Source organism: Xanthomonas graminis pv. graminis (assembly GCF_030168915.1).
Classification (GTDB): Bacteria; Pseudomonadota; Gammaproteobacteria; order Xanthomonadales; family Xanthomonadaceae; genus Xanthomonas_A; species Xanthomonas_A translucens.
In genome coordinates this window covers 4,610,051-4,636,739 of the sequence record NZ_CP076255.1, presented here as the reverse complement: position 1 = coordinate 4,636,739, position 26,689 = coordinate 4,610,051, and the positions used below count along the sequence as shown (strand labels likewise).

At 69.7% G+C, this 26,689-nt stretch carries 21 protein-coding genes; 10 read left to right on the top strand and 11 right to left on the bottom strand.

Features of this window, described 5'->3' with window-relative positions; translation table 11 throughout:
* Window positions 1-102: 102 nt before the first annotated feature.
* Window positions 103-2,079, top strand: a complete 1,977-nt coding sequence (locus KHF85_RS20025) for a UvrD-helicase domain-containing protein (RefSeq protein ID WP_053836193.1) — start codon at window positions 103-105, stop codon at window positions 2,077-2,079.
* Between the two features lie 304 nt (window positions 2,080-2,383).
* Window positions 2,384-3,340 carry an IS1595 family transposase gene (locus KHF85_RS20020; RefSeq protein ID WP_284566649.1) on the top strand — a complete coding sequence of 319 codons (957 nt, stop codon included), beginning with the start codon at window positions 2,384-2,386 and terminating at the stop codon, window positions 3,338-3,340.
* Between the two features lie 379 nt (window positions 3,341-3,719).
* Here KHF85_RS20020 and glyS read toward each other — a convergent pair whose 3' ends face one another.
* From glyS to glyQ, 3 genes are read right to left on the bottom strand one after another with little or no spacing between them, the layout of a single operon-like run.
* Window positions 3,720-5,990 carry a glycine--tRNA ligase subunit beta gene (gene glyS / locus KHF85_RS20015; protein ID WP_284568015.1) on the bottom strand — a complete coding sequence of 757 codons (2,271 nt, stop codon included), beginning with the start codon at window positions 5,988-5,990 and terminating at the stop codon, window positions 3,720-3,722.
* Window positions 5,987-6,247, bottom strand: coding sequence for a hypothetical protein (locus KHF85_RS20010; protein WP_284568014.1), 261 nt, complete (start codon window positions 6,245-6,247; stop codon window positions 5,987-5,989). The genes glyS and KHF85_RS20010 overlap by 4 nt, the downstream gene beginning before the upstream one ends.
* Window positions 6,248-6,258: 11 nt before the next feature.
* On the bottom strand, window positions 6,259-7,167 hold the full coding sequence (glyQ, locus tag KHF85_RS20005; protein ID WP_003469925.1) for a glycine--tRNA ligase subunit alpha: 909 nt from the start codon (window positions 7,165-7,167) through the stop codon (window positions 6,259-6,261).
* Between the two features lie 75 nt (window positions 7,168-7,242).
* Between glyQ and KHF85_RS20000 the strand changes: the two genes are divergently transcribed.
* The 3 genes from KHF85_RS20000 to KHF85_RS19990 all read left to right on the top strand — a co-directional run bounded on the left by KHF85_RS20000 (window position 7,243) and on the right by KHF85_RS19990 (window position 10,982).
* Window positions 7,243-9,063, top strand: a complete 1,821-nt coding sequence (locus KHF85_RS20000) for a GspE/PulE family protein (RefSeq protein WP_284568013.1) — start codon at window positions 7,243-7,245, stop codon at window positions 9,061-9,063.
* 222 nt (window positions 9,064-9,285) lie between these two features.
* Complete coding sequence (locus KHF85_RS19995; protein ID WP_284568012.1) at window positions 9,286-10,035, top strand: glutamine amidotransferase; 750 nt, start codon at window positions 9,286-9,288, stop codon at window positions 10,033-10,035.
* A gap of 47 nt (window positions 10,036-10,082) precedes the next feature.
* Window positions 10,083-10,982 (top strand): BPSS1780 family membrane protein, encoded by a 900-nt coding sequence (locus KHF85_RS19990; protein ID WP_284568011.1) that lies wholly within the window; start codon window positions 10,083-10,085, stop codon window positions 10,980-10,982.
* 168 nt (window positions 10,983-11,150) lie between these two features.
* On the opposite strand, the gene tatC is transcribed toward KHF85_RS19990, so the two are convergent.
* The 4 genes from tatC to KHF85_RS19970 all read right to left on the bottom strand — a co-directional run bounded on the left by tatC (window position 11,151) and on the right by KHF85_RS19970 (window position 13,670).
* Complete coding sequence (gene tatC / locus KHF85_RS19985; RefSeq protein WP_053836185.1) at window positions 11,151-11,891, bottom strand: twin-arginine translocase subunit TatC; 741 nt, start codon at window positions 11,889-11,891, stop codon at window positions 11,151-11,153.
* Window positions 11,888-12,436: a Sec-independent protein translocase protein TatB gene (gene tatB, locus KHF85_RS19980; protein WP_284568010.1), complete on the bottom strand. Its 549-nt coding sequence runs from the start codon at window positions 12,434-12,436 to the stop codon at window positions 11,888-11,890. Before tatB ends, tatC begins: the two co-directional genes overlap by 4 nt.
* A gap of 16 nt (window positions 12,437-12,452) precedes the next feature.
* Window positions 12,453-12,680: a Sec-independent protein translocase subunit TatA gene (gene tatA / locus KHF85_RS19975; RefSeq protein WP_064542653.1), complete on the bottom strand. Its 228-nt coding sequence runs from the start codon at window positions 12,678-12,680 to the stop codon at window positions 12,453-12,455.
* Between the two features lie 75 nt (window positions 12,681-12,755).
* Window positions 12,756-13,670 carry a lipid-binding SYLF domain-containing protein gene (locus KHF85_RS19970; protein WP_284568009.1) on the bottom strand — a complete coding sequence of 305 codons (915 nt, stop codon included), beginning with the start codon at window positions 13,668-13,670 and terminating at the stop codon, window positions 12,756-12,758.
* Between the two features lie 165 nt (window positions 13,671-13,835).
* Here KHF85_RS19970 and hemH point away from each other — a divergent pair, with 165 nt between their 5' ends.
* Together hemH and KHF85_RS19960 are read left to right on the top strand one after the other, a co-directional pair.
* Window positions 13,836-14,795 carry a ferrochelatase gene (gene hemH, locus KHF85_RS19965; protein WP_053836187.1) on the top strand — a complete coding sequence of 320 codons (960 nt, stop codon included), beginning with the start codon at window positions 13,836-13,838 and terminating at the stop codon, window positions 14,793-14,795.
* Window positions 14,792-15,634: an alpha/beta fold hydrolase gene (locus KHF85_RS19960; RefSeq protein ID WP_284568008.1), complete on the top strand. Its 843-nt coding sequence runs from the start codon at window positions 14,792-14,794 to the stop codon at window positions 15,632-15,634. Before hemH ends, KHF85_RS19960 begins: the two co-directional genes overlap by 4 nt.
* A 342-nt stretch (window positions 15,635-15,976) precedes the next feature.
* On the opposite strand, the gene KHF85_RS19955 is transcribed toward KHF85_RS19960, so the two are convergent.
* From KHF85_RS19955 to ttcA, 3 genes are all read right to left on the bottom strand, one after another.
* Window positions 15,977-16,756 (bottom strand): M48 family metallopeptidase, encoded by a 780-nt coding sequence (locus KHF85_RS19955; protein ID WP_284568007.1) that lies wholly within the window; start codon window positions 16,754-16,756, stop codon window positions 15,977-15,979.
* Window positions 16,757-17,463: 707 nt separating this feature from the next.
* Window positions 17,464-18,372 carry a recombination-associated protein RdgC gene (locus KHF85_RS19950; RefSeq protein ID WP_284568006.1) on the bottom strand — a complete coding sequence of 303 codons (909 nt, stop codon included), beginning with the start codon at window positions 18,370-18,372 and terminating at the stop codon, window positions 17,464-17,466.
* A gap of 132 nt (window positions 18,373-18,504) precedes the next feature.
* Window positions 18,505-19,377, bottom strand: coding sequence for a tRNA 2-thiocytidine(32) synthetase TtcA (ttcA, locus tag KHF85_RS19945; protein ID WP_284568005.1), 873 nt, complete (start codon window positions 19,375-19,377; stop codon window positions 18,505-18,507).
* Window positions 19,378-19,892: 515 nt separating this feature from the next.
* On the opposite strand from ttcA, the gene xylA reads away from it, so the two are divergent.
* Window positions 19,893-21,233, top strand: coding sequence for a xylose isomerase (xylA, locus tag KHF85_RS19940; RefSeq protein WP_284568004.1), 1,341 nt, complete (start codon window positions 19,893-19,895; stop codon window positions 21,231-21,233).
* Between the two features lie 26 nt (window positions 21,234-21,259).
* On the opposite strand, the gene KHF85_RS19935 is transcribed toward xylA, so the two are convergent.
* Window positions 21,260-22,336, bottom strand: a complete 1,077-nt coding sequence (locus KHF85_RS19935; RefSeq protein WP_284568003.1) for a LacI family DNA-binding transcriptional regulator — start codon at window positions 22,334-22,336, stop codon at window positions 21,260-21,262.
* 209 nt (window positions 22,337-22,545) lie between these two features.
* Here KHF85_RS19935 and KHF85_RS19930 point away from each other — a divergent pair, with 209 nt between their 5' ends.
* Together KHF85_RS19930 and KHF85_RS19925 are read left to right on the top strand one after the other, a co-directional pair.
* Complete coding sequence (locus KHF85_RS19930) at window positions 22,546-24,720, top strand: alpha-glucuronidase family glycosyl hydrolase (RefSeq protein ID WP_409976720.1); 2,175 nt, start codon at window positions 22,546-22,548, stop codon at window positions 24,718-24,720.
* Complete coding sequence (locus KHF85_RS19925) at window positions 24,717-26,684, top strand: sialate O-acetylesterase (protein ID WP_284568001.1); 1,968 nt, start codon at window positions 24,717-24,719, stop codon at window positions 26,682-26,684. The genes KHF85_RS19930 and KHF85_RS19925 overlap by 4 nt, the downstream gene beginning before the upstream one ends.
* Window positions 26,685-26,689: the final 5 nt, after the last annotated feature.

The window sequence follows — 26,689 nt, the reverse complement described above, 5'->3', positions numbered from 1 at the left end:
CAGGCCGCAAGCGGCCGGCAAAACCGGTTCAGCACCGGCGCCGCGGCGCGGCCATCGGCGCAGGCCGGCGCCCGTTACAATGCGCGGCCCAGGGAAGTCTTCATGCACGGTCTCAATCCCCCCCAACGCGCCGCGGTGCTGCATTGCGAAGGCCCGCTGCTGGTGCTGGCCGGCGCCGGCAGCGGCAAGACCCGCGTGATCGTGGAAAAGATCGCGCACCTGATCGCCACCGGCCGCTACCCGGCCAAGCGCATCGCCGCGATCACCTTCACCAACAAGTCGGCCAAGGAAATGCGCGAGCGCGTGGCCAAGCGCATCCGTGGCGATGCCGCCGACGGCCTGACCATCTGCACCTTCCACGCGCTGGGGCTGAAATTCCTGCAGATCGAGCACGCCGCGGTCGGGCTGAAGCGCGGCTTCTCGATCTTCGACGCCGACGATGCCGCCGCGCAGATCAAGGACCTGATGCACGGCGCCAAGCCCGATGCGATCGACGACGCCAAGAACCTGATCTCGCGCGCCAAGAACGCCGGGCTGTCGCCGGAGCAGGCGATGGCCGCGGCGCGCAGCAACCGCGAGCAGGAAGCGGCCAGCCTGTACGAGCGCTACCAGGCGCGGCTGAGCACGTTCAACGCGGTGGACTTCGACGACCTGATCCGCCTGCCGGTGCAGGTGCTGGAGGAGAACGAGGACATCGTCATGGCCTGGCGCGAGCGCATCGGCTACCTGCTGGTGGACGAGAGCCAGGACACCAACGACGCGCAATACCGGCTGCTGACGATGCTGGCCGGCCCGCGCGGCAACTTCACCTGCGTGGGCGACGACGACCAGAGCATCTACGCCTGGCGCGGCGCCAATCCGGAAAACCTGATGCAGATGGGGCGCGACTATCCGGCGCTGCAGATCGTCAAGCTGGAGCAGAACTACCGCTGCTCCAACCGCGTGCTGCGCGCGGCCAATGCGTTGATCGCGCACAACCCGCACGAACACCTGAAGACCCTGTGGAGCGACCAGGCCGACGGCGAGCGCATCCGCGTGTGGGAATGCCGCGACAGCGAGCACGAGGCGGAGAAGGTCGCCGCCGAGATCGCCTACCTGGGCACCGCCAAGCAGGTGCCGTGGAGCGATTTCTGCATCCTGTTCCGCGGCAATTTCCAGTCGCGGCCGCTGGAAAAGGCTTTGCAGATCGCCGGCGTGCCGTACCACATCACCGGCGGCACCGCGTTCCTGGAACGGCAGGAAGTGAAGGATGTGCTGTCGTGGCTGCGCCTGCTGGTCAATCCCGACGACGATGCCGCGTTCCTGCGTGCGGTGCAGGCGCCCAAGCGCGAGGTCGGCGCGACCTCGCTGGCCAAGCTGGCGGAACTGGCGTCGGCCAAGCATCTGCCGATGTCGCGCGCGGCCGAGTCGATGGGTGCGCTGCAGCAGTTGCCGCCGCGCGCGGCCAACGGCCTGAGCGATTTCGTCGATACGCTGCAGGAGTTGCGCACCGCGGCGCTGACCCTGTCTTCGGCCGACGTGGTGCGCCAGCTCGCCGAGCAGTCCGGGCTGATCCGCGAACTGCGCAGCCAGTGCAAGGACGAAGCCACCTTCCAGCGCCGCCGCGGCAACCTGGAAGAACTGGCCAAATGGTTCGAGGGCGGCCCGCGCGGCGCCACCGTCGGCGACCTGTCCGCGCAGCTGGCGCTGCTGTCGCGCAACGACAAGGACGACGGCGGCAACCAGGTGCGGATGATGACGATGCATGCGTCCAAGGGCCTGGAGTTCCGCTACGTGTTCATCGTCGGCTGCGAGGACGGCGTGCTGCCGCACGAGGTCAGCCTGGAGGAGGGCAACCTGCAGGAAGAGCGGCGCCTGCTGTACGTGGGCATCACCCGCGCCAAGGAACAGCTGTGGATGAGCTACAGCAAGCTGACCCGCAAATTCGGCGAGCACATCCGGCTCAAGCCCAGCCGCTTCTTCGCCGAGATCCCGGCCGAGGAAATGCAGCGCGACGGCGCCGACCCGGTGGCCGACGCCGAGCGCAAGAAGGAGCGCGCCAATGCGGGGCTGGCGGCGATCCAGGCATTGTTCGATTGAAGGCGGGGATTGTGGATTGGGAAGTGGGGATTCGTAGCGGCGGTGGTGTGTCGCACTGTGCGTGGCAGGCCTGAGTGAAGTATTTCCCGTCCCCCGTTGGGACCACGGCTGCCTTTTCGGGGGAGGGTGTCCCGAAGGGGCGGATGAGGGTACGGGCGAAGCCTGGCGCACCTAAACCTAGCGAGACGCTTCGCGCCGTACCCTCACCCCCAACCCTTCTCCCGAGGGGACCTGATTAGCGCTGTGTCTCAGCTGGTGATGCTGCCTTGGTTTAGAAATGCAGGTTCTTCAGTGAGATACGGCGATGACGCTCAATCGGATCCAGTTCCAAAAGGGGCTTTCGATTCCGGCTTTTCTGAGCCGCTACGGCTCCGAGGCGCAATGTGTCGAGGCCTTGGTTCAGGCCAGGTGGCCCAATGGCTTCGTGTGTCCGCAGTGCGGACACACGCATGCCAGTGGCTTTGAGCGGGGACGCCAGCACCTGTGGCAGTGCGCGCGCTGCCGGGTACAGACCAGCTTGACCGCCGGCACGCCCATGGCAGACACCAAGCTTCCCTTGCGGGTGTGGTGGCTGGCCATCTATCTGGTGAGCCAAGCCAAGAACGGAATTGCTGCGCTGGAACTGGCTCGGCAACTGGGCGTGTGCTATCGCACTGCATGGCGGATCAAGCACAAAGTGATGTCGGCGATGGCCGATCGTGAGCAGTCACGCCGGCTCGACGGAGAGGTCCAGATCGATGATGCCTATCTGGGCGGCGAACGCGCCGGTGGTCCAGGCCAACCGCAGTGGCGCAATAAAGTGCCGTTTATTGCAGCGGTTTCCCTGCATCAAGGGCGCCCGCGCTATCTCCGCCTGGATGTGGTCTCCAGCTTCCGAAGAAGCGTCGTGCACACGTGGGCTCAGCAGGCACTGGCACCGGGCACCCATGTCGTCAGTGATGGGCTGACAGCGTTCACCGGTGTGGGCTGGGCAGGCCTGACCCACGATGCCATCGTGACCGGAAGCGGCCGCAAAGGCGTCCAGCAGCCTCGTCTGCGTTGGGTCAATACGATCCTGGGCAATCTCAAAACGGCGCTTAGCGGCACCCACCATGCGGTGGACTTCCCCAAATACGGCGCGCGCTACCTGCATGCGCATGCCTACCGCTTCAATCGCCGCTTCAACCTGGCCGCCATGGTGCCGCGCCTGGCCAGTGCCCTGGCCGGCGCGGGAAGGCTCACAGAGCAGCAACTGCGTACGACAGCTGAGACACAGCGCTAATCAGGCCGAGGGGAGAGGGGCTCAAAAACAGGTGCTTGTACATGGCCGGCCGAGTGCACTGTAGGAGGGGCTTCAGCCCCGACGCTTTTTCTCAACATTGCAGGATTACGGCGTCGCTCGTCGCGACTGAAGTCGCTCCCACAAGAAGCGGTGTTGCCAGAGGCTGCGGCTCTTTCAAGTGCAGCCGATTGGCTGGCGCTCGCCGGTAGCCGGCCGGGTGCACTTTGGGAGGGACGTCAGTCCCGACACTTTTCACTTGGCTGTGGGATCGCTGGCTTCGTTCGTCGCGACTGATGGCCCAAGGCCACCCAGAGTCGCTCCCACAGAAAAAGCAGAGGCTGCTTTCGCAGCCTCTACATGCATTCATCCGCCGCGCGGCTTACGACGACAGATGCTCGATCGCCGCGACGCTGCCGAGGCGGTCGCCCAGGCGCTTGAGCAGGGCCAGGCGGTTGCCGCGCAGCTCTTGGTCGTCGACGTTGACCATCACCCCGTCGAAGAACGCGTCCACCTGCGGCCGCAGCCGCGCCAGGAAGTTCAGCACGGTGACGTAGTCGTGCTGGCGCAGCGCACCGTCGGTTTCCACGATCGCCGCTTCCACCGCTTCGGCCAGTGCGCTTTCGGCCGGTTCGCGCAGCAGGGTCGCATCGATCTGCGCCGGGATCGCGCCGTCGGCCTTGCGCAGGATGTTGCGGATGCGCTTGTTGGCCGCGGCCAGCGCCTCGGCCTCGGGCAGCGTGGCGAAGAGGCCGATCGCCTCGATGCGGCGGTCGAAGTCGTAGAGCGATCCGTGGGTGGCGATCGCGGCTGAAGCCGCTCCTACAGAAACCGCCGCGCTCCCTGTAGGAGCGGCTTCAGCCGCGACCGCGAACAAGGCCGCCACGGCATTGAAATGCGTCGCCGGGACGCCCTTGTCGGCGTAGTAGCCGCGCAGGCGGTCGAGGATGAAGTCGTAGAGCTCGCTGCTTTTGGGCGCCAGATCAGGAATGGTGAATCGCCGCGCCTGGATTTTTGAATTTTCTGGAGGAACTTCTTCTGCAGTGACACCACTTTCACCGAGATGCGACTTGACCGCCTTGGGCTCGAGAGGTGCACTGTTGATCAAAGCGTTGTATGCCGCATTCAAAGCGCGTACTAACAACCCGCGCACATCCACATCAAACCCACTCTCAATCACCGTCCGTGCCAACCCCAGCGCATTGCGCCGCAGCGCGAACGGATCCTTGTTGCCGGTCGGCTTCAGCCCCGCGGCGAAGCCACCGGCCAGCGTGTCCAGGCGCTCGGCAATCGCCAGCACCTTGCCCAGCGGCGACAGCGCGATGTCGTCGCCGGCGAAGCGCGGCTGGTAGGCCTCGTCGATCGCCAGCGCGATCTCGCCCGGCTCGCCGGCGGCCTTGGCGTAGTGGCGCCCGGCGATGCCCTGCAGTTCGGGGAACTCGTTGACCATGCGCGACTGCAGGTCGTTCTTGCTCAACTCGGCGGCGCGGCGCGCCTGCGCGGCGTCCACGCCGACCAGCGGCGCGATCGCCTCGGCCAGCGCGGCCACGCGCTGCACCTTGTCGGCGATGCTGCCGAGCCTGGCCTGGTAGGTCACGCTGGCCAAGCCTTCGCCCATCGCGATCAGGCCCTGCTTGAGGTCCTCGTCGAAGAAGAACTTGGCGTCGGCGAAGCGCGGGCGGATCACCCGCTCGTAGCCCTTGGCCACTTCGGCCACGTCGCGCGAAACGATGTTGGCGATGCCGATGAAGTGCTCGGTCAGCTTGCCGCCGTCGTCGAGCACCGGGAAGAATTTCTGGTTGCTCTCCATCGTCTCGATCAGCGCTTCCTGCGGCACCGCCAGGAACGCCGGTTCGAAATGGCACAGCACCGCCGACGGCCATTCGACCAGGTTCACCACCTGCTCCAGGTTGTCGTCGGAAATGCGCGCGCTGCCGCCGGCCTGGCGCGCGGCCTGCTCGACCTCGGCGACGATGCGCGCGCGGCGCGCGTCCGGATCCACCAGCACCTGCGCGGCTTGCAGCGCGGCCACGTAGTCGCCCGGCTGGGCCAGCGCGACCGGCGCGTCGTGCAGGAAGCGGTGGCCGCGGCTGACGCGGTCGGCCTGCACGCCGAACAGCTGCACCGGCACCACGGCGTTGCCGAACAGCAGCACCAGCCAGTGCACCGGCCGCGCGAAACCGTAGTCGTGGTCGCCCCAGCGCATCGGCTTGGGGATCGGCATCGCCGCGATCGCCTCGCGCAGGATCTCCGGCAGCAGCGCGGCGGTCTGCGCGCCCGCGGTCACCGCACGGTGCACGAAACGCTCGCCCTTGGCGTCGCTGGTGCGCTCAAGCGCGGTCCAGTCGATGCCGGCCTTGGCGGCGAAGCCGGCCAGCGCCTTGGTCGGCTGGCCGTCGCCGTCCAGCGCAATGTTGAGGTAGGGGCCGAGCACTTCCGAGCGCTGCTCCGGCTGCTCGGCGGCCACGCCCGGCAGCAGCACCGCCAGCCGCCGCGGGGTGGACAGCGGCTTGGCGTCGCCGCGTTCGACCGCGATGCCGCGCTTCTCCAGCCCGGCGATCACGCCATCGAACAAGGCCTGCGCCAGGCCCGGCAGCGCCTTGACCGGCAGTTCCTCGGTACCCAGTTCGATCAGCAGGGGATGCATGCTCATATCACGTCCTTACGGGTCGCCAGCAGGTCGCCGCGCCCAATCGATTTGTCTTTCGACTTGCCGCGGCCATCGCGGTCGTCGCCATTGATCGCCAGTAGCCATAGCCCAGCCACCGGCAGCAAAAGGAATCCAAACAGGAACCAGCCCAGCGCGCTGCGTCCGTGCTGCTGCGCCCACCAGGCGCAGAAATAGCCGAACGCCAGCGGCGCCGACCACAGCCACCCCAGGACCAGGAGCAGTTCGCTGTTTGGCCGCATCGGCCGCAGCCTCAGCGCTTCACGCCGGGGAAGCCCAGCTTCTCGCGTTGCGCGTGGTAGGCCTTGGCCACCGCCTGCGCCAGCGCGCGCACGCGCAGGATGTAGCGCTGGCGTTCGGTCACCGAGATCGCGCGGCGCGCGTCGAGCAGGTTAAAGGCGTGGCTGGCCTTGGTCACCTGCTCGTAGGCCGGCAACGGCAGGCCGAGCTCGACCAGCCGCTGCGCTTCGCGCTCGCAGGCGTCGAAGCGGTGGAACAGTTCGGCCACGTCGGCGTGCTCGAAGTTGTATGCGCTCTGCTCCACCTCGTTCTGGTGGTAGACGTCGCCGTAGGTCACCGGCGCGCCGTCCGGGCCGTAGGTCCACACCAGGTCGTAGACGTTGTCGCAGTTCTGCAGGTACATGCACAACCGCTCCAGGCCGTAGGTGATCTCGCCCAGCACCGGCTTGCATTCCAGGCCGCCGGCCTGCTGGAAGTAGGTGAACTGGGTGACCTCCATGCCGTTGAGCCACACTTCCCAACCCAGGCCCCAGGCGCCGAGCGTGGGCGATTCCCAGTTGTCCTCGACGAAGCGCAGATCGTGCACCAGCGGGTCGATGCCCAGCGCCTGCAACGAGTCCAGGTACAGCTGCTGGATGTTGTCCGGGTTCGGCTTCATCGCCACCTGGTACTGGTAGTAGCGCTGCAGGCGGTTCGGGTTCTCGCCGTAGCGGCCGTCGGTGGGACGGCGGCACGGCTGCACGTAGGCCGCGTTCCACGGCTCCGGGCCGAGCGCGCGCAGGAACGTGGCCGGGTGGAAGGTGCCGGCGCCCACTTCCAGGTCCAGCGGTTGGATCAGCACGCAGCCGTGCTGCGCCCAGAACTGGTTGAGGGTCTGGATCAGACCCTGGAACGTGATCGGAACGGACCGGGAGACGGGCATGCAGCAAAGGCCGGCAAAGGGGGTGCGCTAGTATAGCGATCGACTTGCGGGGACTTCCGCGCACCGGACCTGACCATGGATTCGCGACTTGCCGCGCAGCCGCCCGCCGTGCCTGTACCCGCCACCGTGTCGCTGCCGCCCGGGCGGCTGAGTTTCGAGCGCGTGGCCGCGGCGCTGCTCGCCGACGGCCTGGTCGCGCCGGGCGAACGCGGCCGCATGCAGTTCTCGGCGCAGTCCGCGCGCACCGTCAGCGACGTGCATCCGCTGGTGCTGTTGTCCAACCTGAAACTGGCCGCGATCCGTCCGCCCGGCAGCGAGCTGGGCCTGGAACGGCTGACCGAATGGCTGGCGCAGCGTTGCGGCCTGCGCTACCTGCGCATCGACCCGACCCGGGTCGACGTGGCCGCGGTCACCGCGGTGGTCTCGCATGCCTACGCGCGCCGCCACCGCATCCTGCCGCTGGCGCTGGACGGCGAACGCCTGCTGGTGGCGACCAGCGAGCCGCTGGCGCTGGACTGGCTGGCCGACGTGCAGCACCTGGCGCGGCGCCGGATCGAGATCGCGGTGGTCAACCCGCTGGACCTGCACCGCTACACGATGGAGTTCTTCGGCGTGACCCGCTCGGTGCGCGGGGCCAAGGACGGGCGCAACGAGCAGAGCAGCGGCCTGCACAGCTTCGAGCAGCTGGTGGAACTGGGCCGCGGCGGCGACGTCAACGCCGACGACCACCACATCGTGCACATCGTCGACTGGCTGCTGCAGTACGCCTACGAGCAGCGCGCCAGCGACATCCACCTGGAGCCGCGGCGCGAGGCCGGGCGCATGCGTTTCCGCATCGACGGCGTGCTGCACAAGGTGTTGGAAGTGCCGCCGGCGGTGATGACCGCCATCGTCAGCCGGATCAAGGTGCTCGGGCGCATGGACCTGGCCGAGCGCCGGCGCCCGCAGGACGGGCGCATCAAGACCCGCTCGCCGGGCGGGCGCGAGACCGAGATGCGCCTGTCCACCATGCCCACCGCGTTCGGTGAGAAGTGCGTGATGCGCATCTTCGACCCGGACGCGGCGTTCAAGAGCGTGGACCAGCTCGGCTTCAGCGTGCAGGAGGCGGCCGGCTGGAAGGCGCTGGTCGAACGTCCGCATGGCATCGTGCTGGTCACCGGCCCCACCGGCTCGGGCAAGACCACCACGCTGTATTCCACGCTCAAGCGCCTGGCTACGCCGGACGTGAACGTGTGCAGCGTCGAGGACCCGATCGAGATGATCGCGCCGGAGTTCAACCAGATGCAGGTGCAGACCAACATCGACCTGGACTTCGCCAGCGGCGTGCGCACCCTGCTGCGGCAGGACCCGGACATCATCATGATCGGCGAGATCCGCGACCTGGAAACCGCGCAGATGGCGGTGCAGGCCTCGCTGACCGGACACCTGGTGCTGTCCACCCTGCACACCAACGACGCGCCCTCGGCGATCACCCGCCTGCTCGACCTGGGCGTGCCGCACTACCTGCTCGCCTCCACCCTCAACGGCGTGCTGGCGCAGCGCCTGGTGCGCACGCTGTGCAGCCACTGCAAGCGCCCGCACGCGCTCAACGACCTCGAATGGGACGCGCTGCGCGCGCCGGGCGAGGCGCTGCCGGACGAGGTGCAGGTCCACGCCCCGGTCGGCTGCCTGGAATGCCGCCGCACCGGCTATCTGGGCCGGGTCGGCCTGTACGAATTGCTGCCGGTGACGCCGCGCCTGCGCACGCTGATCCGCGCCGACATGGACCTGGCCGGCTTCAGCCGCGCCGCGCAGGCCGAGGGCGTGCGCAGCCTGCGCCGCGCCGGCCTGGAAAAAGTCGCCGCCGGCCTGACCACCATCGAGGGAGTGCTGTCGGTGTTGCCGCCGCGCGAGTGAGACGCGCGCGTCTTGCCGCACCGATGCCGTCGTCGCACCGGGTACGCCAGGCGCCAGCGTGCGGGCCGGTCACACATGCCGGGTTCGCTGGCCGGCGGCCGCAAACGACTGTCGTGCAGCTGAATTGAGAGGCGCGATCGTGGCGCAGTGCGCCGCCGGCTTGGAAAAAGCCGCGAAGGTCTGTCTACAATCGGGTCACCCCCTCCGAGTTGCCGCCTGCCGATGACGCCTGCGCCCTTCCTGATCCTCGAAACCGGCCAGCCGGTGGCGACGATGCGGCGCTACGGGCGCTTTGCGCACTGGATCCGCGTCGCCGCCGGCCTGGCCGCGCGCGACACGGTGGTGGCCGATGTCGCCGGCGGCGCCGCGTTACCGGCGCGCGACGGCTTCGCCGGGATCATCGTCACCGGCTCGGCCGCCTTCGTGACCGACCGCGCCGACTGGAGCGAGCGCTCGGCCGACTGGCTGCGCGAGGCCGCCCACGCCGGCACCCCGCTGCTGGGCATCTGCTATGGCCACCAGTTGCTGGCGCATGCGCTGGGCGGGGAAGTGGCCTACAACCCGGCTGGGCGCGAATCGGGCACCGTGCATATCGATCTGCACCCGCCGGCATTCGACGATCCGCTGTTCGCCGGCCTGCCCGAACGCTTCCCGGCCCACGCCACGCACCTGCAGACGGTGCTGCGCGCGCCGGCCGGGGCCACCGTGCTGGCGCGCTCGGCACAGGACCAGTGCCATGCCTTCCGCTGGGGCGAGGCGGCCTGGGGCGTGCAGTTCCATCCGGAATTCGCCACCCATCACATGCGCGGTTACGTGCACGCCCGCGCCGAGTGTCTACGCAGCGCCGGCCGCTGCGCCCGTACCATCGCCCGCGAGGTCAGCGCCGCGCCATCGGCGCGCAAGCTGTTGCGGCGCTTCGTTCAGCACGCGCGCGGCCAGCAAACCGCCGGCGGCCAGGCAAAACCGCGATAATCTGTACACGCGCCGCGCTGTACGGCGTCCCCCACTTCGGATTGGCAATGATCGAGATTCGCAAGCTGCCGGCTTCGGCCGGCGCGGAATGGCTGTTGAGCGGGATTGCGCTGCTGCGCCGCGCGCCGCTGGCGTTGGGCCTGCTGGGCGTGATCTGGGGGCTGGCGGCGTTGCTGGCGCTGCTGCTGGGCGCGCTGAACCCGACCCTGGGCATGCTCGCGCAATTGCTGCTGGGCCTGGCCGGGCCGCTGCTGTTCGGCGGGCTGGTGTGGGCGGTGCGCGAGGTGGACCAGGGCCGCACCGCGCAGCCGGCGCACCTGCTGCAGGGCCTGCAAGACGGCCGCGCGCCGCGCCTGCTGGTGGCGCTGCTGCCGCAGGTGCTGGTCGGCCTGGGGCTGGGGGCGCTGGCGCTGGTGGTGGTCGGCCAGAGCGGCTGGGAGCAGCTGGGCACGGTGATGAACAAGCTCAACGAACTGGGCCAGTCCAGCGCCCAGCCGGATCCGGCGCAGGTCGAGCAACTGGTGGCCACGCTGCCGGCCATGCGCATCCTGCTGTGGCTGCTGCTGGTGTTCGTCGGCTTCGTGGCGGTGACGCTGACCCTGTTCGTGCTCGCCCCGCAGGTGATGTTCGATGGCCGCAACGGCCTGGCGGCGATGCGCAACAGCCTGCGTGCCTGCCTGCACAACGTGCCGGCGATGCTGGTGTTCTTCGTGCTCGCCTTCATCGCCATGTTCGCGCTGTATTTCGTGCTGGCGCTGGTGGTACTGCTGGTGCAGGCGCTGGCCGGGCCGACCATCGCCGCCTTGATGGCGCAATTGCTGCTGATGGCGCTGGCGATGCCGACGCTGGCCGGCGCGGTGTACGCGGCGTGGAAGCAGATGTTCGTGCACGGCGGCGATGCCGCGCCGGCGGTGCCGCCACCGCCTTCGAATGTGTTTGCGGCTTGAGGCTGGGAATCGGCAACGGCGAATCGGTAACGGCAACAGCAGGCGGCCCTTCGGGGCCGCTTCTGTTTTGCGCGATGTGCGGGCGCGATCCGCTGGCTGCTGCGGCACTGGCGGTGCCTGCTGGTGCGGAAGGGTTTCGGCCCCGGCGCACCACGCCGTTCCCGTTGCCTATTCCCTGGCCTCGATTTCCGGCTTCTTGGTCACCGCACTGGCGGCGATGATGCCGATCTCGTACAGCAGGCACATCGGGATCGCCAGCATCAGCTGCGAGACCACGTCCGGCGGGGTCAGCACCGCGGCCAGCACGAAGATGCCGACCACCGCATAGCCGCGGCCTTCGCGCAGTTGCTGCGGGGTGACCCAGCCGAGCAGGGCCAGGATCACCAGCGCCACCGGCAGCTCGAAGCTGGCGCCGAAGGCGAAGAAGATCGCCAGCACGAAATCCAGATAGGCGCCGGCGTCGGGGGTGAGCTGGATGATGTCCGGCTTGAACGTGGTCAGGAAGTGGAACACCGCCGGCAGTACCAGGAAATAGGCGAAGGCGCAGCCCACGTAGAACAGCAGCACCGCCGAGGCCAGCAGCGGCAGCGCCAGGCGTTTCTCGCGCTGGTACAGGCCCGGGGCGACGAACGCCCAGGCCTGGTACAGCAGCCACGGCACGGCGATGAACACGCCCACGAAGAAGGTCAGCTTGAGCGGGGCGAACACCGCGCCGGCCGGGTGGGTGGCGATCACGCTCTGCCCGATCGGCAGCTGCGCCAGCATCGGCGCGGCCAGCCAGGTGTAGATGCGCTTGGAGAAGGGCAGCAGCACCAGCACCACCACGCCCAGGCCGAGCAGCGCGCGCACCAGGCGTGCGCGCAATTCGACCAGATGCTCGATCAGGCTGCTTTCGGCTTCCGGATTCATCGGCGTGGCTCAGGATCGGCGCTGGGCGGTGTGGTGCAAGGCGCCGGCGGTGCGGGGGCCGGGTCGTGTGCGGCGGGTGAGGTCGGGTCGGCGGGTACCTGCGCATGCGTGGCCGGTGCCGCCGGCGCGGTGGCCGGCACTGCGCCGGCGGGAGCGGACGCGCCGGGCGGCGGCAAGGGTTCCGCCGCTGGCGCCGCTGCTGCCGGCGATTCGATGGCGGCAGGCACCGCGTCGGCGCGCGGTTCCGGCGCGGTCGGGTCGATCTCGCGGCGCAGCGCGTCGGTGTCGCGCTGCAGCTGCTGGCCGCTGTCGCGCAGCTGCGATTCGGCCTGGCGCAGCGAGGCCTGCACGTCCTGCAGGCTGCGCTTGAGTTCCTCGGCTTCCAGTTCGCGTTCCAGTTCCTGCTTCACCGAATCCCATTGCGCGCGCGCGCGGCGCACCCACAGGCCGGCGAAGCGCGCGGCCTTGGGCAGGCGTTCCGGGCCGAGCACCACCAATGCCACCACTGCGATCAGCAGCAGTTCGCTGAATCCGATATCGAACACGCCGACGGCTTCCTATTCAGCGCGCGTCGCGGTCGCGTTCGGCCTGGGTCTGGTGGGACGGTTCGCCGCTGCGCGACTCGTCGCCGAGCTGGCCGGCGGGTTTGTCCTCGTCGCGCATGCCTTTCTTGAATTCCTTGACTGCACTGCCCAGATCCTTGGCGCCGCTGGTCAGCCGCTTGGTGCCGAACACCAGCAGCACGATCACCAGCACCACAAGCCAGTGCCAGATGCTAAAACCGCCCATGATCCGCTCGCAGAGAAGTCGTAAGGAACAAGCAGGATAACGCACCGCGCCGCGGTGCGTTCAGTGCCGCCGATTCTAGTGGTTGCCGTCCAGCGACTCGGTGCGGATCTCGCCTTCGGACACCGGTTGGAAGCCCTGCTGCGGCGGCGTCTGCGGCGGCGCCTGCATGGGCGCGGTGCTGGCACCGTCGGCGGGGGGTTCGGCGACCGCTGGCGCTGCGGCCTGCGCAGACGCTTGCGGGCGCGGCGGCGGCGCGGCGCTGGCGGCGGTGCGGGCGCCGCCGCTGTCGGTGCCGCGGTTCTGCCGCGCCGCGTAGGTGGCTTCCTCGAGCTTGTCGCGGAACGCGACCACGTCGTTGGACGGCAGGCCGGTGGTGCGGCCTTCGAAGATCATGCGCGGGGTGGTGTTGCTGCCGTATACGTTGAGATCGGCGGCATCGTCGATCTGCAGCGCCGCGCCGTCCAGCGCCACGCCGGCGAACAGGCCGCGCGCGCGCGACCACGACCAGATCTCGGCCTTGAGCTGGCCGTCGGTGGCCGCGGAGGCATTGCGCCCGACCGGGCCGGCGGCGACGCCGGCATCGGCGCCGAGGGTGAACTTGCCGTTGACGATGTTGTCCAGGCTGCGGTCGTTGCGGAACACCAGCACCACGTCGGAGGACTGCACGCCGACCTGGAAGCCGATGCTGCCGCCGGTGAGCTTGACGAACACCGGGTTGGACCAGGTGCCGTCGGGACGCTTGACCGACATCAGGCCGTGGCCGCGGCGGCCGCCGATGACCAGGCCGGCCTTGAGCGTGTCCGGGATCACCACGATCGCGCGGCCCTCGTCGAGCAGCTTGTCGGGGATGGATTGCTCCGGGATCTGCTGGATGTCGGTCAGCACGCGCAGCGCGTTGCGGGCGCGCTCGTCTTCTTCCGGGCCGGCCACGGCGTGACCGACGAACAGCGTGGTACTCAACAACAGCGCGAGGCGCGGCAGGCGGGGCATGGCGGGCTTCCGAAATAGGTCCGCAGCAAGATACTGCAAGTCCTTGAATCTAGTCACAGCGCAATGAATCGGCAATGAGCGCGTGAGGCCACCATGCGCGCTGGCGATCGTTGCGATCGACCGCATCGCCACGCGCGCGGCGGGCGCCTCTGCCACAATGCACGCATGATCGACGCCCCCGAGACCGCCGTACTGGTGGTGAACCTAGGTACGCCCGAGGCGCCGACCGCGCCTGCGGTCGCCCGCTACCTGGCCGAATTCCTCGGCGACAAACGTGTGGTCGCCATCCCCAAACTGTTCTGGTGGCCGCTGCTGAACTGGGTGATCCTGCCGCGGCGCTCGCCGCGCTCGGCGGAGAAATACGCGCTGGTGTGGCTGCCGGAAGGTTCGCCGCTGGCGGTGTATACCCGGCGCCTGGCCGAGGGCATGCAGCGTGAATTGCCCGGCCACCGCGTGGCCTGGGCGATGCGTTACGGCACCCCGGCGCTGGCGCCGGCACTGGACGCGCTGCGCGACGCCGGTGTGCGCCGGATCGTGGTGCTGCCGCTGTACCCGCAGTATTCGACCACCACCACCGCCTCGATCGAGGACGTGACGCAGGCCTGGCAGGCGCGCAATCCGCAGCTGCCGGTGACCCTGATCGAGGACTATCCCACCGACCCGGCCTGGGTCGAGGCGGTGGCCGACAGCGTGCGCGCGCACTGGGCGCAGCACGGCCGCGGCGAGACCTTGTTCTTCTCCTTCCATGGCCTGCCGCAGCGCGTGGCCAACAACGGCGACCCGTACCCGCAGCGCTGCGAGGCCAGCGCGCAGGCGATCGCCGCGGCACTGGGCCTGGGCGCGGGCGAATGGCAGCTCGGCTACCAGTCGCGCTTCGGCGCCGAGCGCTGGCTGCAGCCGTATGCGGAGCCGAGCCTGTGGCAGCTGGCCGAGCAGGGGACCAAGCGGGTCGATGTGATCTGCCCGGGCTTCGCCACCGACTGCCTGGAAACGCTGGAAGAAGTGGCGATGGGCTTCGTCGAGACCTGCGCCGCGCGCGGCATGCAGGTGCGCTACATCCCCTGCCTCAACGACGCTCCGGCGCACGCGCGCGCGCTGGCGCAACTGGCCGCCCGCGCCGCATGACGCTGCGCACGTTCGCCTGCCCGTCGCGGGTGGGCACGCTGGCCGGGCTGCGCAGCGGCGATCCGCACGGCCCCAAGCTGCTGGCGGTGCATGGCTGGCTGGACAACGCCGCCAGCTTCGTGCCGCTGAGCGCGCAGCTGCCGCAGCTGGACCTGGTGATGCTGGACCTGCCCGGCCACGGCCACAGCGTGCCGTTGCCGGCCGGCGCCGACTACCTGCTGACCGGCATGCTGCATCCGCTGCTGGACGCGGCCGACGCGCTGGGCTGGCAGCGCTTCGCGCTGATCGGCCATTCGCTGGGCGCGGCGATCGCCAGCACCCTGGCCGCGGCGGCGCCGCAGCGCATCGAGAAGCTGGTCGCGATCGAGATGCTCGGCGGCCTGGCCGAGACCGTGGAAGGCACCCTGGAACGCCTGCGCGACAGTGTCGCCGTGACCCGCCGCGACACCGCCTCGCCGCTGCGCCTCTTCCCCGACCTGACCGCGCCGGTACGCGCGCGGATGCTGGCCAACCAGCTCAGCGAGCCGGCGGCGCGGCTGCTGGTGGAACGCGGGGTCGAGGCGGTGGAGGGCGGTTACGTGTGGCGCAGCGACCGGCGCCTGACCCTGCCCACTGCGGTGCGGCTGAGCGAGGCGCAGGTGCAGGCGCTGCTGGCCGGCATCGACTGCCCGACGCGGGTGATCTACGCCGACCCGGCGCAGCCGTACTTCCCCGAGGCGTTGCGCAACGCGCGTGCGGCGCGGCTGCGCCACGGCCGCGTGCACGTGGTGCCGGGCACCCACCACCTGCACATGGAGCAGCCGGCCGCGGTGGCGGCGCTGTTGCACGACTTCTTCTGAGCCGGCGGCCGGCGCCATGCGGGGGAGCGGTCGGATGGCAGCTGAATGCGGCGCCGACACAAGGCTCGTGAAGCTTGTGTGTAGAAAAAATTTCGCTTAAGTTCCCGCCACGCCTGCCGACAAAACAGGCATAGACGCGATACGTCTTGCGTACGCGGCCCGATCCCGGCGTCCTGACATGCCGGCGTAGCGCCGTTCGGACCGTATCGTTCGCTGGCGCCGGAGGTCGCGCCAGGTGTGAGGTAGGCGGGGAGAGGGGGCCTGCCGGGCGCTGCGCATGGAGTGCTTCTTCCGCAGCGCTGAGGCGAAACCCGCCGATGGTCCGCTGCGTTGCAGCGCGACTCAGCTCAACAGCCGCCGCAATTGCGCCTTCAGGCGCCGTCCCTGCGCATGGAAATAGTCGCGCTCGGCCCGCCAAGCCGGGAACCGCGCTTCCACTTCGTGCCAGAACGCCGGCGAGTGGTTGGCCTGCAGCAGATGGCACAGTTCGTGGACCAGCACGTACTCGAACGCCGACGGCCGCCCCAGCACCAGCGCCAGGTCCAGCGCCATCGAGCCGTCCGGTGCCAGCGAGCCCCATTGCGAGGACATCACCTTCAGCCGCACCCGCGCCGGCGCGCGCGGCAGCGACGGCAGGTACCTGGGTAGCCAGCGGCCGACGTCGGCGCGCGCCTGCGCTTCGTAGAACTCGCGCAGCGCGCGCGCAATCGCCGCATCGGTGGCGCGCGCGGGCAACTGCAGCAGCGCCCCGTCGGCATCGACCTGCAGCCGCGCGTAGCGGCCCTCGCTCCAGCGCAGCGGCAGGCGTTCGCCGCGCAGCGGCAGCCAGCCGGGCACGCCGCGCTGCAGGCTCGGTTCGTCGTCTTCGGCCTGGTAGCGCGCCAGCTGCTCGCCGAGCCAGTGCCGGTGCTCGAGCAGGAAACGCTCGCCGGCCACCAAGCTGGCGCGCAGCGGCAGGGTCAGGCGCGCGCCGCGTTCGTCGACGCTGAGCTTGATCCGCCGCGCACGCGGGTCGCGCACGCGCAGCACTTCGATCTCGCGCTCGTCCAACTGCAGGCGGACGAGGTCGCGTTCGACGGCCACGGCGGGCGGCGCGAGCAGGCGACGAAGGAAATCGGGCATGCACACAGCATACCGCTCATGCACGCGCGCCCGGTGACAGCGCGCACCGATCGTGGTGCATGCTTCAGCTGAACTCCCGCGGCAACTGCCCCGGACCGTTTGATGGAACCGAGCAGTGCACGCCGCGGCCCTGCAGGAGCGGCTTCAGCCGCGACGAACGCAGCCAGGAGGTTGTCCGGCTTCGGCAGGTGCCGGTCGGGGCTGAAGCCCCTCCTACAGTGCATCCAGCCAGCAGGCGCACGGCTTGTGTAGGAGCGGCTTCAGCCGCGACGAACACAGCCAGGAGGTTGTCCGGCTTCGGCAGGTGCCGGTCGGGGCTGAAGCCCCTCCTACAGTGCACCCAGCCAAGCAGGCGCACGGCTTGTGTAGGAGCAACTTCAGCCGCGACGAACGCAGCCAGGAGGTTGTCCGGCTTCGGCAGGTGCCGGTCGGGGCTGAAGCCCCTCCTACAGTGCACCCAGCCAAGCAGGCGCACGGCTTGTGTAGGAGCAACTTCAGCCGCGACGAACGCAGCCAGGAGGTTGTCCGGCTTCGGCAGGTGCCGGTCGGGGCTGAAGCGCCTCCTACAGTGCACCCAGCCAGCAGGCGCACGGCTTGTGTAGGAGCGGCTTCAGCCGCGACGAACGCAGCCGGGAAATGGGCCGGCTGCGGTGCCGGTCCGGGCCGATGGCTCCAGGCGCGATCCGCCGGGATGTGCCGGCCTCGCCTCAGGTCTCCGCCTTGCTCAGCTTCAACGCCTCTTCCAGCAACAGGAACAGGCGCCGCACTTCGGCGCTCATCAGCGCGAAGCGCGCGTCCAGTTCGGCGCGTACGCCGTCCTGGTCGGCGTTCTCCAGCTGGTCCAGGGCGCCGTCGAGGAACTTCAGCTTGCGGATCACCAGGTCGTCGCCGAGCACGAAGGAGACGTGGTCGTCCAGGATCAGCGCCAGCTTGGTGACCTGCTTGCCGGCTTCCAGGTGCTTGTCGATCTCGTCGCAGCGCAGTTCCTGGTGCTGGCACTTGACCACCGCGCCGCCCTCGATCGGATCCTTCATCTCGCACTCCTCGCCCAGGTTCAGGCCTTCGGGCAGGGGCTCGCCGGCGATCCAGCCGGTCAGGATCGAGCGCGGCGCCACTTCCGCGTTCAGCGGCAGCGCCGGGAAGCTGCCGAGGACGCCGCGGATCTCGGACATCACGTTCTCGCCGGTCTTGCGGCTGGAGGTGTCCACCGCGACGTAGCCGTGCTGCAGGTCGAGCATCGCGTCGGTGCGCGAGGACTTGACGAAGGCGCGCGGCAGCAATTCGTGGATCAGGTCGTCCTTGAGCCGCTTGCGCGCCTTGCCGCCGGGCCGGCGCCCTTCCTTCTCCTCGATCTCGGCGACCTTGCGCTCGAGCAGGTCGTTGACCACCGAGCCGGGCAGGATCTTGTCCTCGCCGCCGACGGTCAGCCACAGGAACTCGGCGATGCGGTGCGACAGCACTTCGCGCTCGTCGCGGCCGAACGGGGAGATGAAGCCGCGCGAGCTCATTTCCAGCGGGCCGACCGGCTTGAGCTGTACCTCCGGCAGGAGCTTGTCGATCTCGGACAAGTCGAGGGTGGTGGGGAAGCGGAACAGGGTCAGGTTGCGAAAGAACATCGAGCATCCAGCAGAAGGAAACGGAACGGCCCGGCGCCGTGCGCAGGGTGGGCGGCGGGCATTGTCGCATCGCTCCCGCCCGGATACCGCAACGCGCGGTTCAGCGGCGCGCGCGCAGCGCCGGCGGCGGCCTCACGCGTCTTCGTCGAGCGGCCAGGCCGTGGCCGCTGCGGCGTCGGCAGCGCCGAGCGTGCGGAAATCGAACAGCGCCGGGTCGGCCAGCTGCGCCGGCTGCACGTTGCCCATGGCGCGCGCGATCTGCTCGATGCGGCCGGGATGCTCGCGGTCCCACTGCTGCAGCATCCGCCCGACCTGGCGCCGCTGCAGGTTTTCCTGGCTGCCGCACAGCGTGCACGGGATCAGCGGGAAGCCGCGCGCCTGCGCGTAGTCGGCGATGTCGGCCTCGCGCACATAGGCCAGCGGCCGGATCACCACGTGGCGGCCGTCGTCGCTGCGCAGCTTCGGCGCCATCGCGGCGAGCCTGGCGTGGAAGAACAGGTTCATGAAGAAGGTGGCGACGAGGTCGTCGCGGTGATGGCCCAGCGCGATCTTGCTGATGCCGTTTTCGGCGGCATACCGGTACAGCGCGCCGCGGCGCAGCCGCGAGCATAGCGAGCACATGGTCTTGCCCTCGGGCACCACGCGGCTGACCACCGAATAGGTGTCCTGCTCGATCACATGCCAGGCCACGCCGAGCGCGCGCAGGTAGTCGGGCAGCACCTGCGCGGGAAAGCCGGGCTGCTTCTGGTCCAGGTTCACCGCGACCAGTTCGAACGGCACCGGCGCCTTGCGCTGCAGCTGCAACAGGATGTCCAGCAGGGTGTAGCTGTCCTTGCCGCCGGACAGGCACACCATCACCTTGTCGCCGGCTTCGATCATGCCGAAATCGGCAATGGCCTGGCCGACCTGCCGGCACAGGTGCTTGCCCAGCGCCGACGGCGTGCGCCGTGCGCGCGGGGCGGGATCGGCGAGGCGTTGCGGCTGGGGCAGGGACGTAGGTGTCATCGGCGCGCATTGTAGTCGGCGCGCGCCACGGATCGCGTCGCCTGGCGCCGTGCAGCGCCAAGCGGGAAGGTCGGCGCGCGAGTGTGCTGGCGCGCACGCTGTGCGCAACGATGGCGCAGCGCAGCAAGCGTTTCGCCGATGGGCTGGGTAAAGTCCGCCTATCCCCCGGCTTGCGAACCGCATCTGATGGCCCCGTCGGCTTCCCTCTGCAGCGCCGCTTTTTTTAGCGCGGTTTCTGGTAGCGCTACCATAACGTCGCGTATGGCGCGGCGCGCGAGGCGATCAGGTTGCCGAGCGGAACCGTATGTTGGATCCTGCGTCGCTGTCCAGGGCTGCGCCTGCATCACCCGCAGCACGGCTGCGCTGGCCGACCACGGCGATCGCGCCGCGCGCATGCCGGTGCCGGCGCCCCTGTCTCCCTTCGCGCCCGCGTCCCTCCCGCCGATCGCCGCCGCTGCGGCAGCGCGACAGCAACGCGCATCCTCTTCCTCCCACTCGACAGGATTCCCTTTCCCATGAGCCACTCCCCCTACATCGGCGCCAAGGAATACTTCCCCGGCATCGGCCGCATCGCGTTCGAAGGCAAGGCCTCGGACAACCCGCTGGCGTTCAAGGTCTACGACGCGCACAAGCGCATCGGCGACAAGACCATGGCCGAGCACCTGCGCTTCGCCGTCGCCTACTGGCACAGCTTCTGCGGCAATGGCGCCGATCCGTTCGGGCCGGGCACGCGCGCCTATCCGTGGGACGCCGGCAGCGATGCGCTGGGCCGCGCCGAGGCCAAGGCCGATGCGGCGTTCGAATTCTTCACCAAGCTCGGCGTGCCGTACTACTGCTTCCACGATATCGATCTGGCGCCGGACGCGGACGATGTCGGCCAGTACGAGAAGAACCTCAAGCACATGGTCGGCATCGCCAAGCAGCGCCAGGCCGACACCGGCATCAAGCTGCTGTGGGGCACCGCCAACCTGTTCTCGCACCCGCGCTACATGAACGGTGCGGCGACCAACCCGGACTTCAACGTGGTCGCGCGCGCGGCGGTGCAGGTCAAGGCCGCGCTGGATGCCACCGTCGAGCTGGGCGGCGAGAACTACGTGTTCTGGGGCGGCCGCGAAGGCTATGCCAGCCTGCACAACACGCAGATGAAGCGCGAGCAGGACAACATGGCGCGGTTCCTGACCATCGCCCGCGACTACGGCCGCAGCATCGGCTTCACCGGTAATTTCCTGATCGAGCCCAAGCCGATGGAGCCGATGAAGCACCAGTACGACTTCGACAGCGCCACGGTGATCGGCTTCCTGCGCCAGCATGGGCTGGACAACGACTTCAAGCTCAACATCGAGGCCAACCACGCCACGCTGTCGGGCCACAGCTTCGAGCACGACCTGCAGGTCGCCTCCGATGCGGGCCTGCTCGGCAGCATCGACGCCAACCGCGGCAACCCGCAGAACGGCTGGGACACCGACCAGTTCCCGACCGACCTGTACGACACGGTCGGGGCGATGCTGGTGGTGCTGCGGCAGGGCGGGCTGGCGCCGGGCGGGCTGAACTTCGACGCCAAGGTGCGGCGCGAGTCGTCCGATCCGCAGGACCTGTTCCTGGCCCACATCGGCGGCATGGACGCGTTCGCGCGCGGGCTGGAAGTGGCCCATGCGCTGCTGACCGCCTCGCCGCTGGAGCAATGGCGCGCCGAGCGCTACAGCAGCTTCGACAGCGGCGCCGGCGCGGCGTTCGCGGCCGGCAACAGCACGCTGGCGGAGCTGGCGGCGCACGCGGCCAAGGCCGGCGCGCCGAAGCAGGTCAGCGGCCGCCAGGAAGCCTACGAGAACCTGATCAACCAGTATCTGATCCGCTGATGCGGACGCTGCCGCCCGCCGTCGTGTCAGCGCCGTTCGGGGCGCGCGGCGGCCGGTGCGGCGACCGAATCGCGCTTGATCAGCTGATGAGCGAGCACATGATCGATCTTCGTCCGAGCCGTGCGTTCCTTGCTGCGGATGCTGCGCAACAGGATGTCGATCGCCGCATCGGCCATGGCCGCGATCGGCTGGCGGATGGTGGTCAGCTCCGGCCACACGGTGGTCGCGGCGGAGGTGTCGTCGAAGCCGACCACCGACAGGTCGCGCGGCACCTCCAGGCCGCGCCGGTGCGCGACCGAGATCGCGGCGGCGGCCATGTCGTCGTTGCTGGCGATGATGGCGCTGGGCCGATGGCGGCCAGACAGCAGTTTTTCGGCGGCGTCCAGGCCGGAGCGGTAGGTGTAGTCGCCCGGCTGCAGCAGGTGCCGGTCCAGGCGCAGGCCGGCCTGGGCCAGCGCCGCCTGGAAGCCTTCGAAACGGCGCGCGCTGGCCGACAGGTTGGAGCGGCCGGCGATGTAGCCGATGCGGGTGTGGCCCTGCGCGATCAGGTAAGTGGTGATGTCCTTGCTGGCGTTGAATTCGTCGATGCGCACGCAGGCGACCTGGTCGCTGAAGCGGTCGGAGGCGATCGCCACCACCGGCACCTTGGCGCGTACCAGCTCGCGGATCGCCGCATCCGATTCGCACAGCGGCGGCGGCAGGATCACCCCGGCCACGCCGCTCTTGACCAGCTTGCGTGCGGCCTTGCGTTCGGCTTCGGCGCCGAGGTCGTCCCAGTAGTCCATCACCACCTGGATCGAGGTGCGCGAGGCCGCGCGCAGCACCCCGACCAGCAGTTCGCCCAGGTAGGCGCCGCTGGGATTGCTGTAGATCAGCGCGACCCGGGTGCTCTGCGCGGCCGCCAGCGCGCTGGCCGCCAGGTTCGGCGTGTAGCCGAGCGTATCGACCGCGCGCATGACCTGCTCGCGGGTGCTGTCGCGTACGTTGCCCTGGCCGTTGATCACCCGCGATACGGTCATCGGCGAGACCTTGGCCAGTGCGGCCACCTCGTCGATGGTCACGGCGAGGCTCTTGCGGCGAACCGATTTCCTGACCTTCTCCAAGATGCGCCTCTTCGTTGGCTTGCGGGCGTGGATCGCGACCGGGAACGTGCTGCGCCAGCCGCGTCTGCGGCGCCGCCGCGACACGGTGTGGATCCCGCCACGAGTGAGGCCTGCATGGTACCGGGAAGCCGGGTGAGCGGCGACCGCAGGGGTGCGCCGGCAGCGTGCCAGCGGGCGCGCGCATGAGCGGCCACCGGTGGTTGCGCGCGCTGCAGCGTCGGCGCCCGCGACGCGGCGCCTGGCTGCGCAGCGCCTGCCTGTGGCTGGCGCTTCTGGTGCCGATCGCCGTGGCGCAGGCCGAGGACGGCTACGACCTATGGTTGCGTTACCAGCCGCTGGCCGAGGCGCAGGCCGCGCCGTGGCGCGCGGCCGCCACGGAGTTGGTGGCCGGCGCCGATACGCCGATGCAGCGCGCCGCGCGCGACGAACTGCGCCGCGGCCTGGGCGGCCTGCTCGGCGCCGCGCCGCCGCTGGCGGCAAGCGCAGACCGTGCCGGCGCGATCGTGCTCGGTACCCCGGCCACGCCGGCGATCGCGCGGCTGCGGCTGGACACGCGCGGCCTGGGCGAAGAGGGCTACCTGATCCGCAGCGTGGTGGTCGATGGCCGCCCGCTCACCGCCATCGTCGGCGGTGGCGAGCGCGGCGCGCTGTACGCGGCGTTCCGCTTCCTGCGCCTGCTGCAGACCGGGCAGGCGCCGGCGCCGCTGGCGTTGCGCGATGCGCCGCGGGTGAAGCTGCGCGTGCTCGATCACTGGGACAACCTGGACGGGCTGGTCGAACGCGGCTACGCCGGCGCTTCGCTCTGGGACTGGCAGAAACTGCCCGATTACATCGACCCGCGCTACACCGACTACGCACGCGCCAACGCCTCGATCGGCATCAACGGCGCGGTGCTGAACAACGTCAATGCCAAGGCAGTGAGCCTGACCGCGGCCTACCTGGACAAGACCGCGGCGCTGGCCGCGGCGCTGCGCCCGTACGGCATCCGCGTCTACCTGAGCGCGCGCTTCAGCGCGCCGATCGAGATCGGCGGGCTGCGCAGCGCCGATCCGCTGGACCCGGCGGTGCAACGCTGGTGGCGGGCCAAGGCGGACGACATCTACGCACGCATCCCCGATTTCGGCGGCTTCCTGGTCAAGGCCAATTCCGAAGGCCAGCCCGGCCCGCAGGACTACGGGCGCAGCCACGCCGACGGCGCCAACATGCTCGCCGACGCGCTGGCGCCGCATGGCGGGGTGGTGATGTGGCGTGCGTTCGTCTATTCGCACGCGCAGCCGGACGACCGCGCCAAGCAGGCCTACCGCGAGTTCGTGCCGCTGGACGGCAAGTTCCGCGGCAACGTGGTGGTGCAGGTCAAGAACGGCGCCATCGATTTCCAGCCGCGCGAGCCGTTCCATCCGTTGTTCGGCGCGATGCCGAAGACGCCGCTGATGCTGGAATTCCAGATCACCAAGGAGTACCTGGGCTTCGCCACGCACCTGGTCTATCTGGGTACGCTGTACCAGGAAACCCTGCAGGCGGACACGCGGCGCGGCAAGCGCGCGACGGTGGCGCGGGTGGTGGAGGGCGCGGTCGACGGGCATGCGCTCAGCGGCATCGCGGGAGTCGCCAATATCGGCGCCGACCGCAATTGGTGCGGCTCGATCTTCGACCAGGCCAACTGGTACGCGTTCGGACGGCTGGCCTGGGATTCGCAGGGCGATGCGCAGGCCATCGCCGAGGACTGGGTGCGGATGACCTTCGGCAACGAGCCGGCGTTGGTCGCGCCGGTAGTCGGCATGATGATGGCCTCGCGCCAGGCGGCAGTCGATTACATGACCCCGCTCGGCCTGCATCACCTGATGGGCCGCGGCCACCACTACGGGCCGGCGCCGTGGGATGCGGGCAGCGCGCGCCCGGACTGGGACCCGGTGTACTACCACCGCGCCGACCGCAACGGCATTGGTTTCGACCGCAGCGCGACAGGCAGCAACGCGGTGGCGCAATACGCGCCGCCGCTGGCGCGCCGCTTCGGCGACGTGCGCACGGTGCCGGAAGACTATTTGCTGTGGTTCCACCACGTCCCCTGGGACCATCGCATGGCCTCGGGGCGGCCGTTGTGGCAGGAGCTGATCGGCCGCTACGACCATGGCGTGGCCGAGGTGGCGCGGATGCGCGCGACCTGGGCCGGGCTGGCGCCGTACGTGGATGCGCAGCGCTATCGCCAGGTCGCCGATTTCCTGTCGATCCAGCAGCGCGAGGCGCAGTGGTGGCGCGATGCCAGCATTGCGTATTGGCAAGAGGTGTCCGGACGCGCGCTGCCGCCGGGCACCGCGCCGCCGCCGCATCCACTGGCGTATTACCAATCGCTGTCGTTTCCGTACGCACCGGGAAATCCGAAATGACGCCGCACCGTTCCGCTGTCCACATCGCCCGCCGCCTGCTGTTGGCGGCGCTGTGCGTGCCTGCGTTCGCGCATGCCGACGACGCACCGTTGTTGAATGCCCTGTTCCAGGACCACGCGGTACTGCAGCGCGACGCGCCGATCCGCGTCTGGGGGCAGGCCGCGGCCGGCGAGACGGTGACCGTGCAGCTGGCGCAGCAACGCGGGCAGGCGCGCGCCGACCGCCAGGGCCGCTGGCAGGCGCAGCTGGCGCCGCTGCCGGCGGGCGGGCCGTACGTCTTGCAGGCCAGCACCGCGCATGGCCGCGTGCAGCGCGCCGACGACGTGCTGCTCGGCGACGTGTGGCTGTGCTCGGGCCAATCGAATATGGAACTGCCGGTGCAGCGCACGCTGGATACACGCAACGAGATCGCCGACGCGCAGCAGCCGGCGATCCGCATGTTCAAGGTGCCGGCGCAGTCCAGCCCGACCCCGCAGGCACAGTTCGGCGGTGCGGCCGCATGGCAACCGACCACGCCGGAGACGGTGGGTGCGTTTTCCGCGGCCTGCTATTACTTCGCCCGCGAACTGCGCAAGACCGTGGACGTGCCGATGGGGTTGATCAATGCCTCCTGGGGTGGTTCGCAGATGCAGGCGTGGATCGGCGACGCGGCGCTGCGCAAGGTGGACGGCACTGCGCCGGCGCTGGACGTGCTGGCGCGCTACGCCACCGATCCGCAGCAGGCGGCGCCGCGCTGGGGCACATTGTGGGAAGCGTGGTGGCGCGCGCACGGCCGCGGTACGCCGTGGCAACCGGACGATGCCAGTGACGACTGGCGCGCCGCACCCGCGGCGCTGGGCGCCTGGGACGACTGGGGCGTGCCGCAGCTGGTCAATTTCAACGGCATGGTCTGGTACCGCAGCACGGTCACGCTGAGCGCAGAGCAGGCCAGGCAGCAGGCGACGCTGGCGCTGGGGCCGGTGGACGAACTCGACCAGACCTGGGTCAACGGCCAGGCGGTGGGCAGCAGCTACGGCGCCGACCAGCCGCGCAGCTACCGCCTGCCGCGCGGCGTGCTGCACGCTGGCCGGAACACCGTGGTGGTCAACGTGTACAACAGCTACCGCCGCGGCGGCCTGCTCGGCGATGCGCAGGCGCAGCAGCTGCAGCTGGGCGACGGCAGCCGGGTGGCGCTGGCCGGATGGCAGTACCGCAGCGTGCCGCCGCAACTGGGCACGCCGCCGCGCGCGCCGTGGTCCTCGGCCGCGGGCCTGACCACGCTGTACAACGGCATGATCGCGCCGCTGGGCCGGGTCGGCCTGCGCGGCGTGCTGTGGTATCAGGGCGAATCCAACACCGGCGATGCGGCCGGCTATCCGGCATTGCTCGACGCCTGGCAGCGCGACTGGCGGCAGCGCTTCGCCGCGCAATTGCCGCTGCTGCTGGTGCAGCTGGCCAACTACGGCGCGCCGCCCACCCAGCCCGGCGACAGCGGGTGGGCGCAGCTGCGCGAGGCGCAACGGCGCTTCGTCGCCGCCGACCCGCATGCCGGCCTGGCGGTGGCGATCGACATCGGCGACCGCTACGACATCCATCCGGCCAACAAGCAGGAACTCGGCCGGCGCCTGGCGCGCGCGGCGCGGCACGTGGTCTACGGCGAGGCATTGGCGCCGTCCGGGCCGGTGCCGCGCGCGCTGCGCCGCGACGGCGCTGCGCTGGTGGTCGATTTCGACGACGTCGATGGCGCATTGCAGACCTACAGCGCGGCCGCGCCGATCGGCTTCGAACTGTGCGGCGCGGCGCCCGGCAGCTGCCGCTACGCGCAGGCCGAACTGCAGGGCCGCAGCGTGCGCCTGCCGGTGCCGGCCGGCACCGCGCCCACCCGCGTGCGCTATTGCTGGGCCGACAGCCCGGTGTGCACCCTGTTCGACCGCGCCGGGTTGCCCGCCGGTCCGTTCGAACGTTCCCTCCCCCCAAGCGAGTGACCCCC

Coding starts and splice junctions, on each gene's coding strand:
- KHF85_RS20025 (WP_053836193.1), top strand. CDS start 103: ATGCACGGTCTCAATCCCCCCCAACGCGCCGCGGTGCTGCATTGCGAA.
- KHF85_RS20020 (WP_284566649.1), top strand. CDS start 2,384: ATGACGCTCAATCGGATCCAGTTCCAAAAGGGGCTTTCGATTCCGGCT.
- glyS (WP_284568015.1), bottom strand. CDS start 5,990: ATGAGCATGCATCCCCTGCTGATCGAACTGGGTACCGAGGAACTGCCG.
- KHF85_RS20010 (WP_284568014.1), bottom strand. CDS start 6,247: ATGCGGCCAAACAGCGAACTGCTCCTGGTCCTGGGGTGGCTGTGGTCG.
- glyQ (WP_003469925.1), bottom strand. CDS start 7,167: ATGCCCGTCTCCCGGTCCGTTCCGATCACGTTCCAGGGTCTGATCCAG.
- KHF85_RS20000 (WP_284568013.1), top strand. CDS start 7,243: ATGGATTCGCGACTTGCCGCGCAGCCGCCCGCCGTGCCTGTACCCGCC.
- KHF85_RS19995 (WP_284568012.1), top strand. CDS start 9,286: ATGACGCCTGCGCCCTTCCTGATCCTCGAAACCGGCCAGCCGGTGGCG.
- KHF85_RS19990 (WP_284568011.1), top strand. CDS start 10,083: ATGATCGAGATTCGCAAGCTGCCGGCTTCGGCCGGCGCGGAATGGCTG.
- tatC (WP_053836185.1), bottom strand. CDS start 11,891: ATGAATCCGGAAGCCGAAAGCAGCCTGATCGAGCATCTGGTCGAATTG.
- tatA (WP_064542653.1), bottom strand. CDS start 12,680: ATGGGCGGTTTTAGCATCTGGCACTGGCTTGTGGTGCTGGTGATCGTG.
- KHF85_RS19970 (WP_284568009.1), bottom strand. CDS start 13,670: ATGCCCCGCCTGCCGCGCCTCGCGCTGTTGTTGAGTACCACGCTGTTC.
- hemH (WP_053836187.1), top strand. CDS start 13,836: ATGATCGACGCCCCCGAGACCGCCGTACTGGTGGTGAACCTAGGTACG.
- KHF85_RS19960 (WP_284568008.1), top strand. CDS start 14,792: ATGACGCTGCGCACGTTCGCCTGCCCGTCGCGGGTGGGCACGCTGGCC.
- KHF85_RS19955 (WP_284568007.1), bottom strand. CDS start 16,756: ATGCCCGATTTCCTTCGTCGCCTGCTCGCGCCGCCCGCCGTGGCCGTC.
- KHF85_RS19950 (WP_284568006.1), bottom strand. CDS start 18,372: ATGTTCTTTCGCAACCTGACCCTGTTCCGCTTCCCCACCACCCTCGAC.
- ttcA (WP_284568005.1), bottom strand. CDS start 19,377: ATGACACCTACGTCCCTGCCCCAGCCGCAACGCCTCGCCGATCCCGCC.
- xylA (WP_284568004.1), top strand. CDS start 19,893: ATGAGCCACTCCCCCTACATCGGCGCCAAGGAATACTTCCCCGGCATC.
- KHF85_RS19925 (WP_284568001.1), top strand. CDS start 24,717: ATGACGCCGCACCGTTCCGCTGTCCACATCGCCCGCCGCCTGCTGTTG.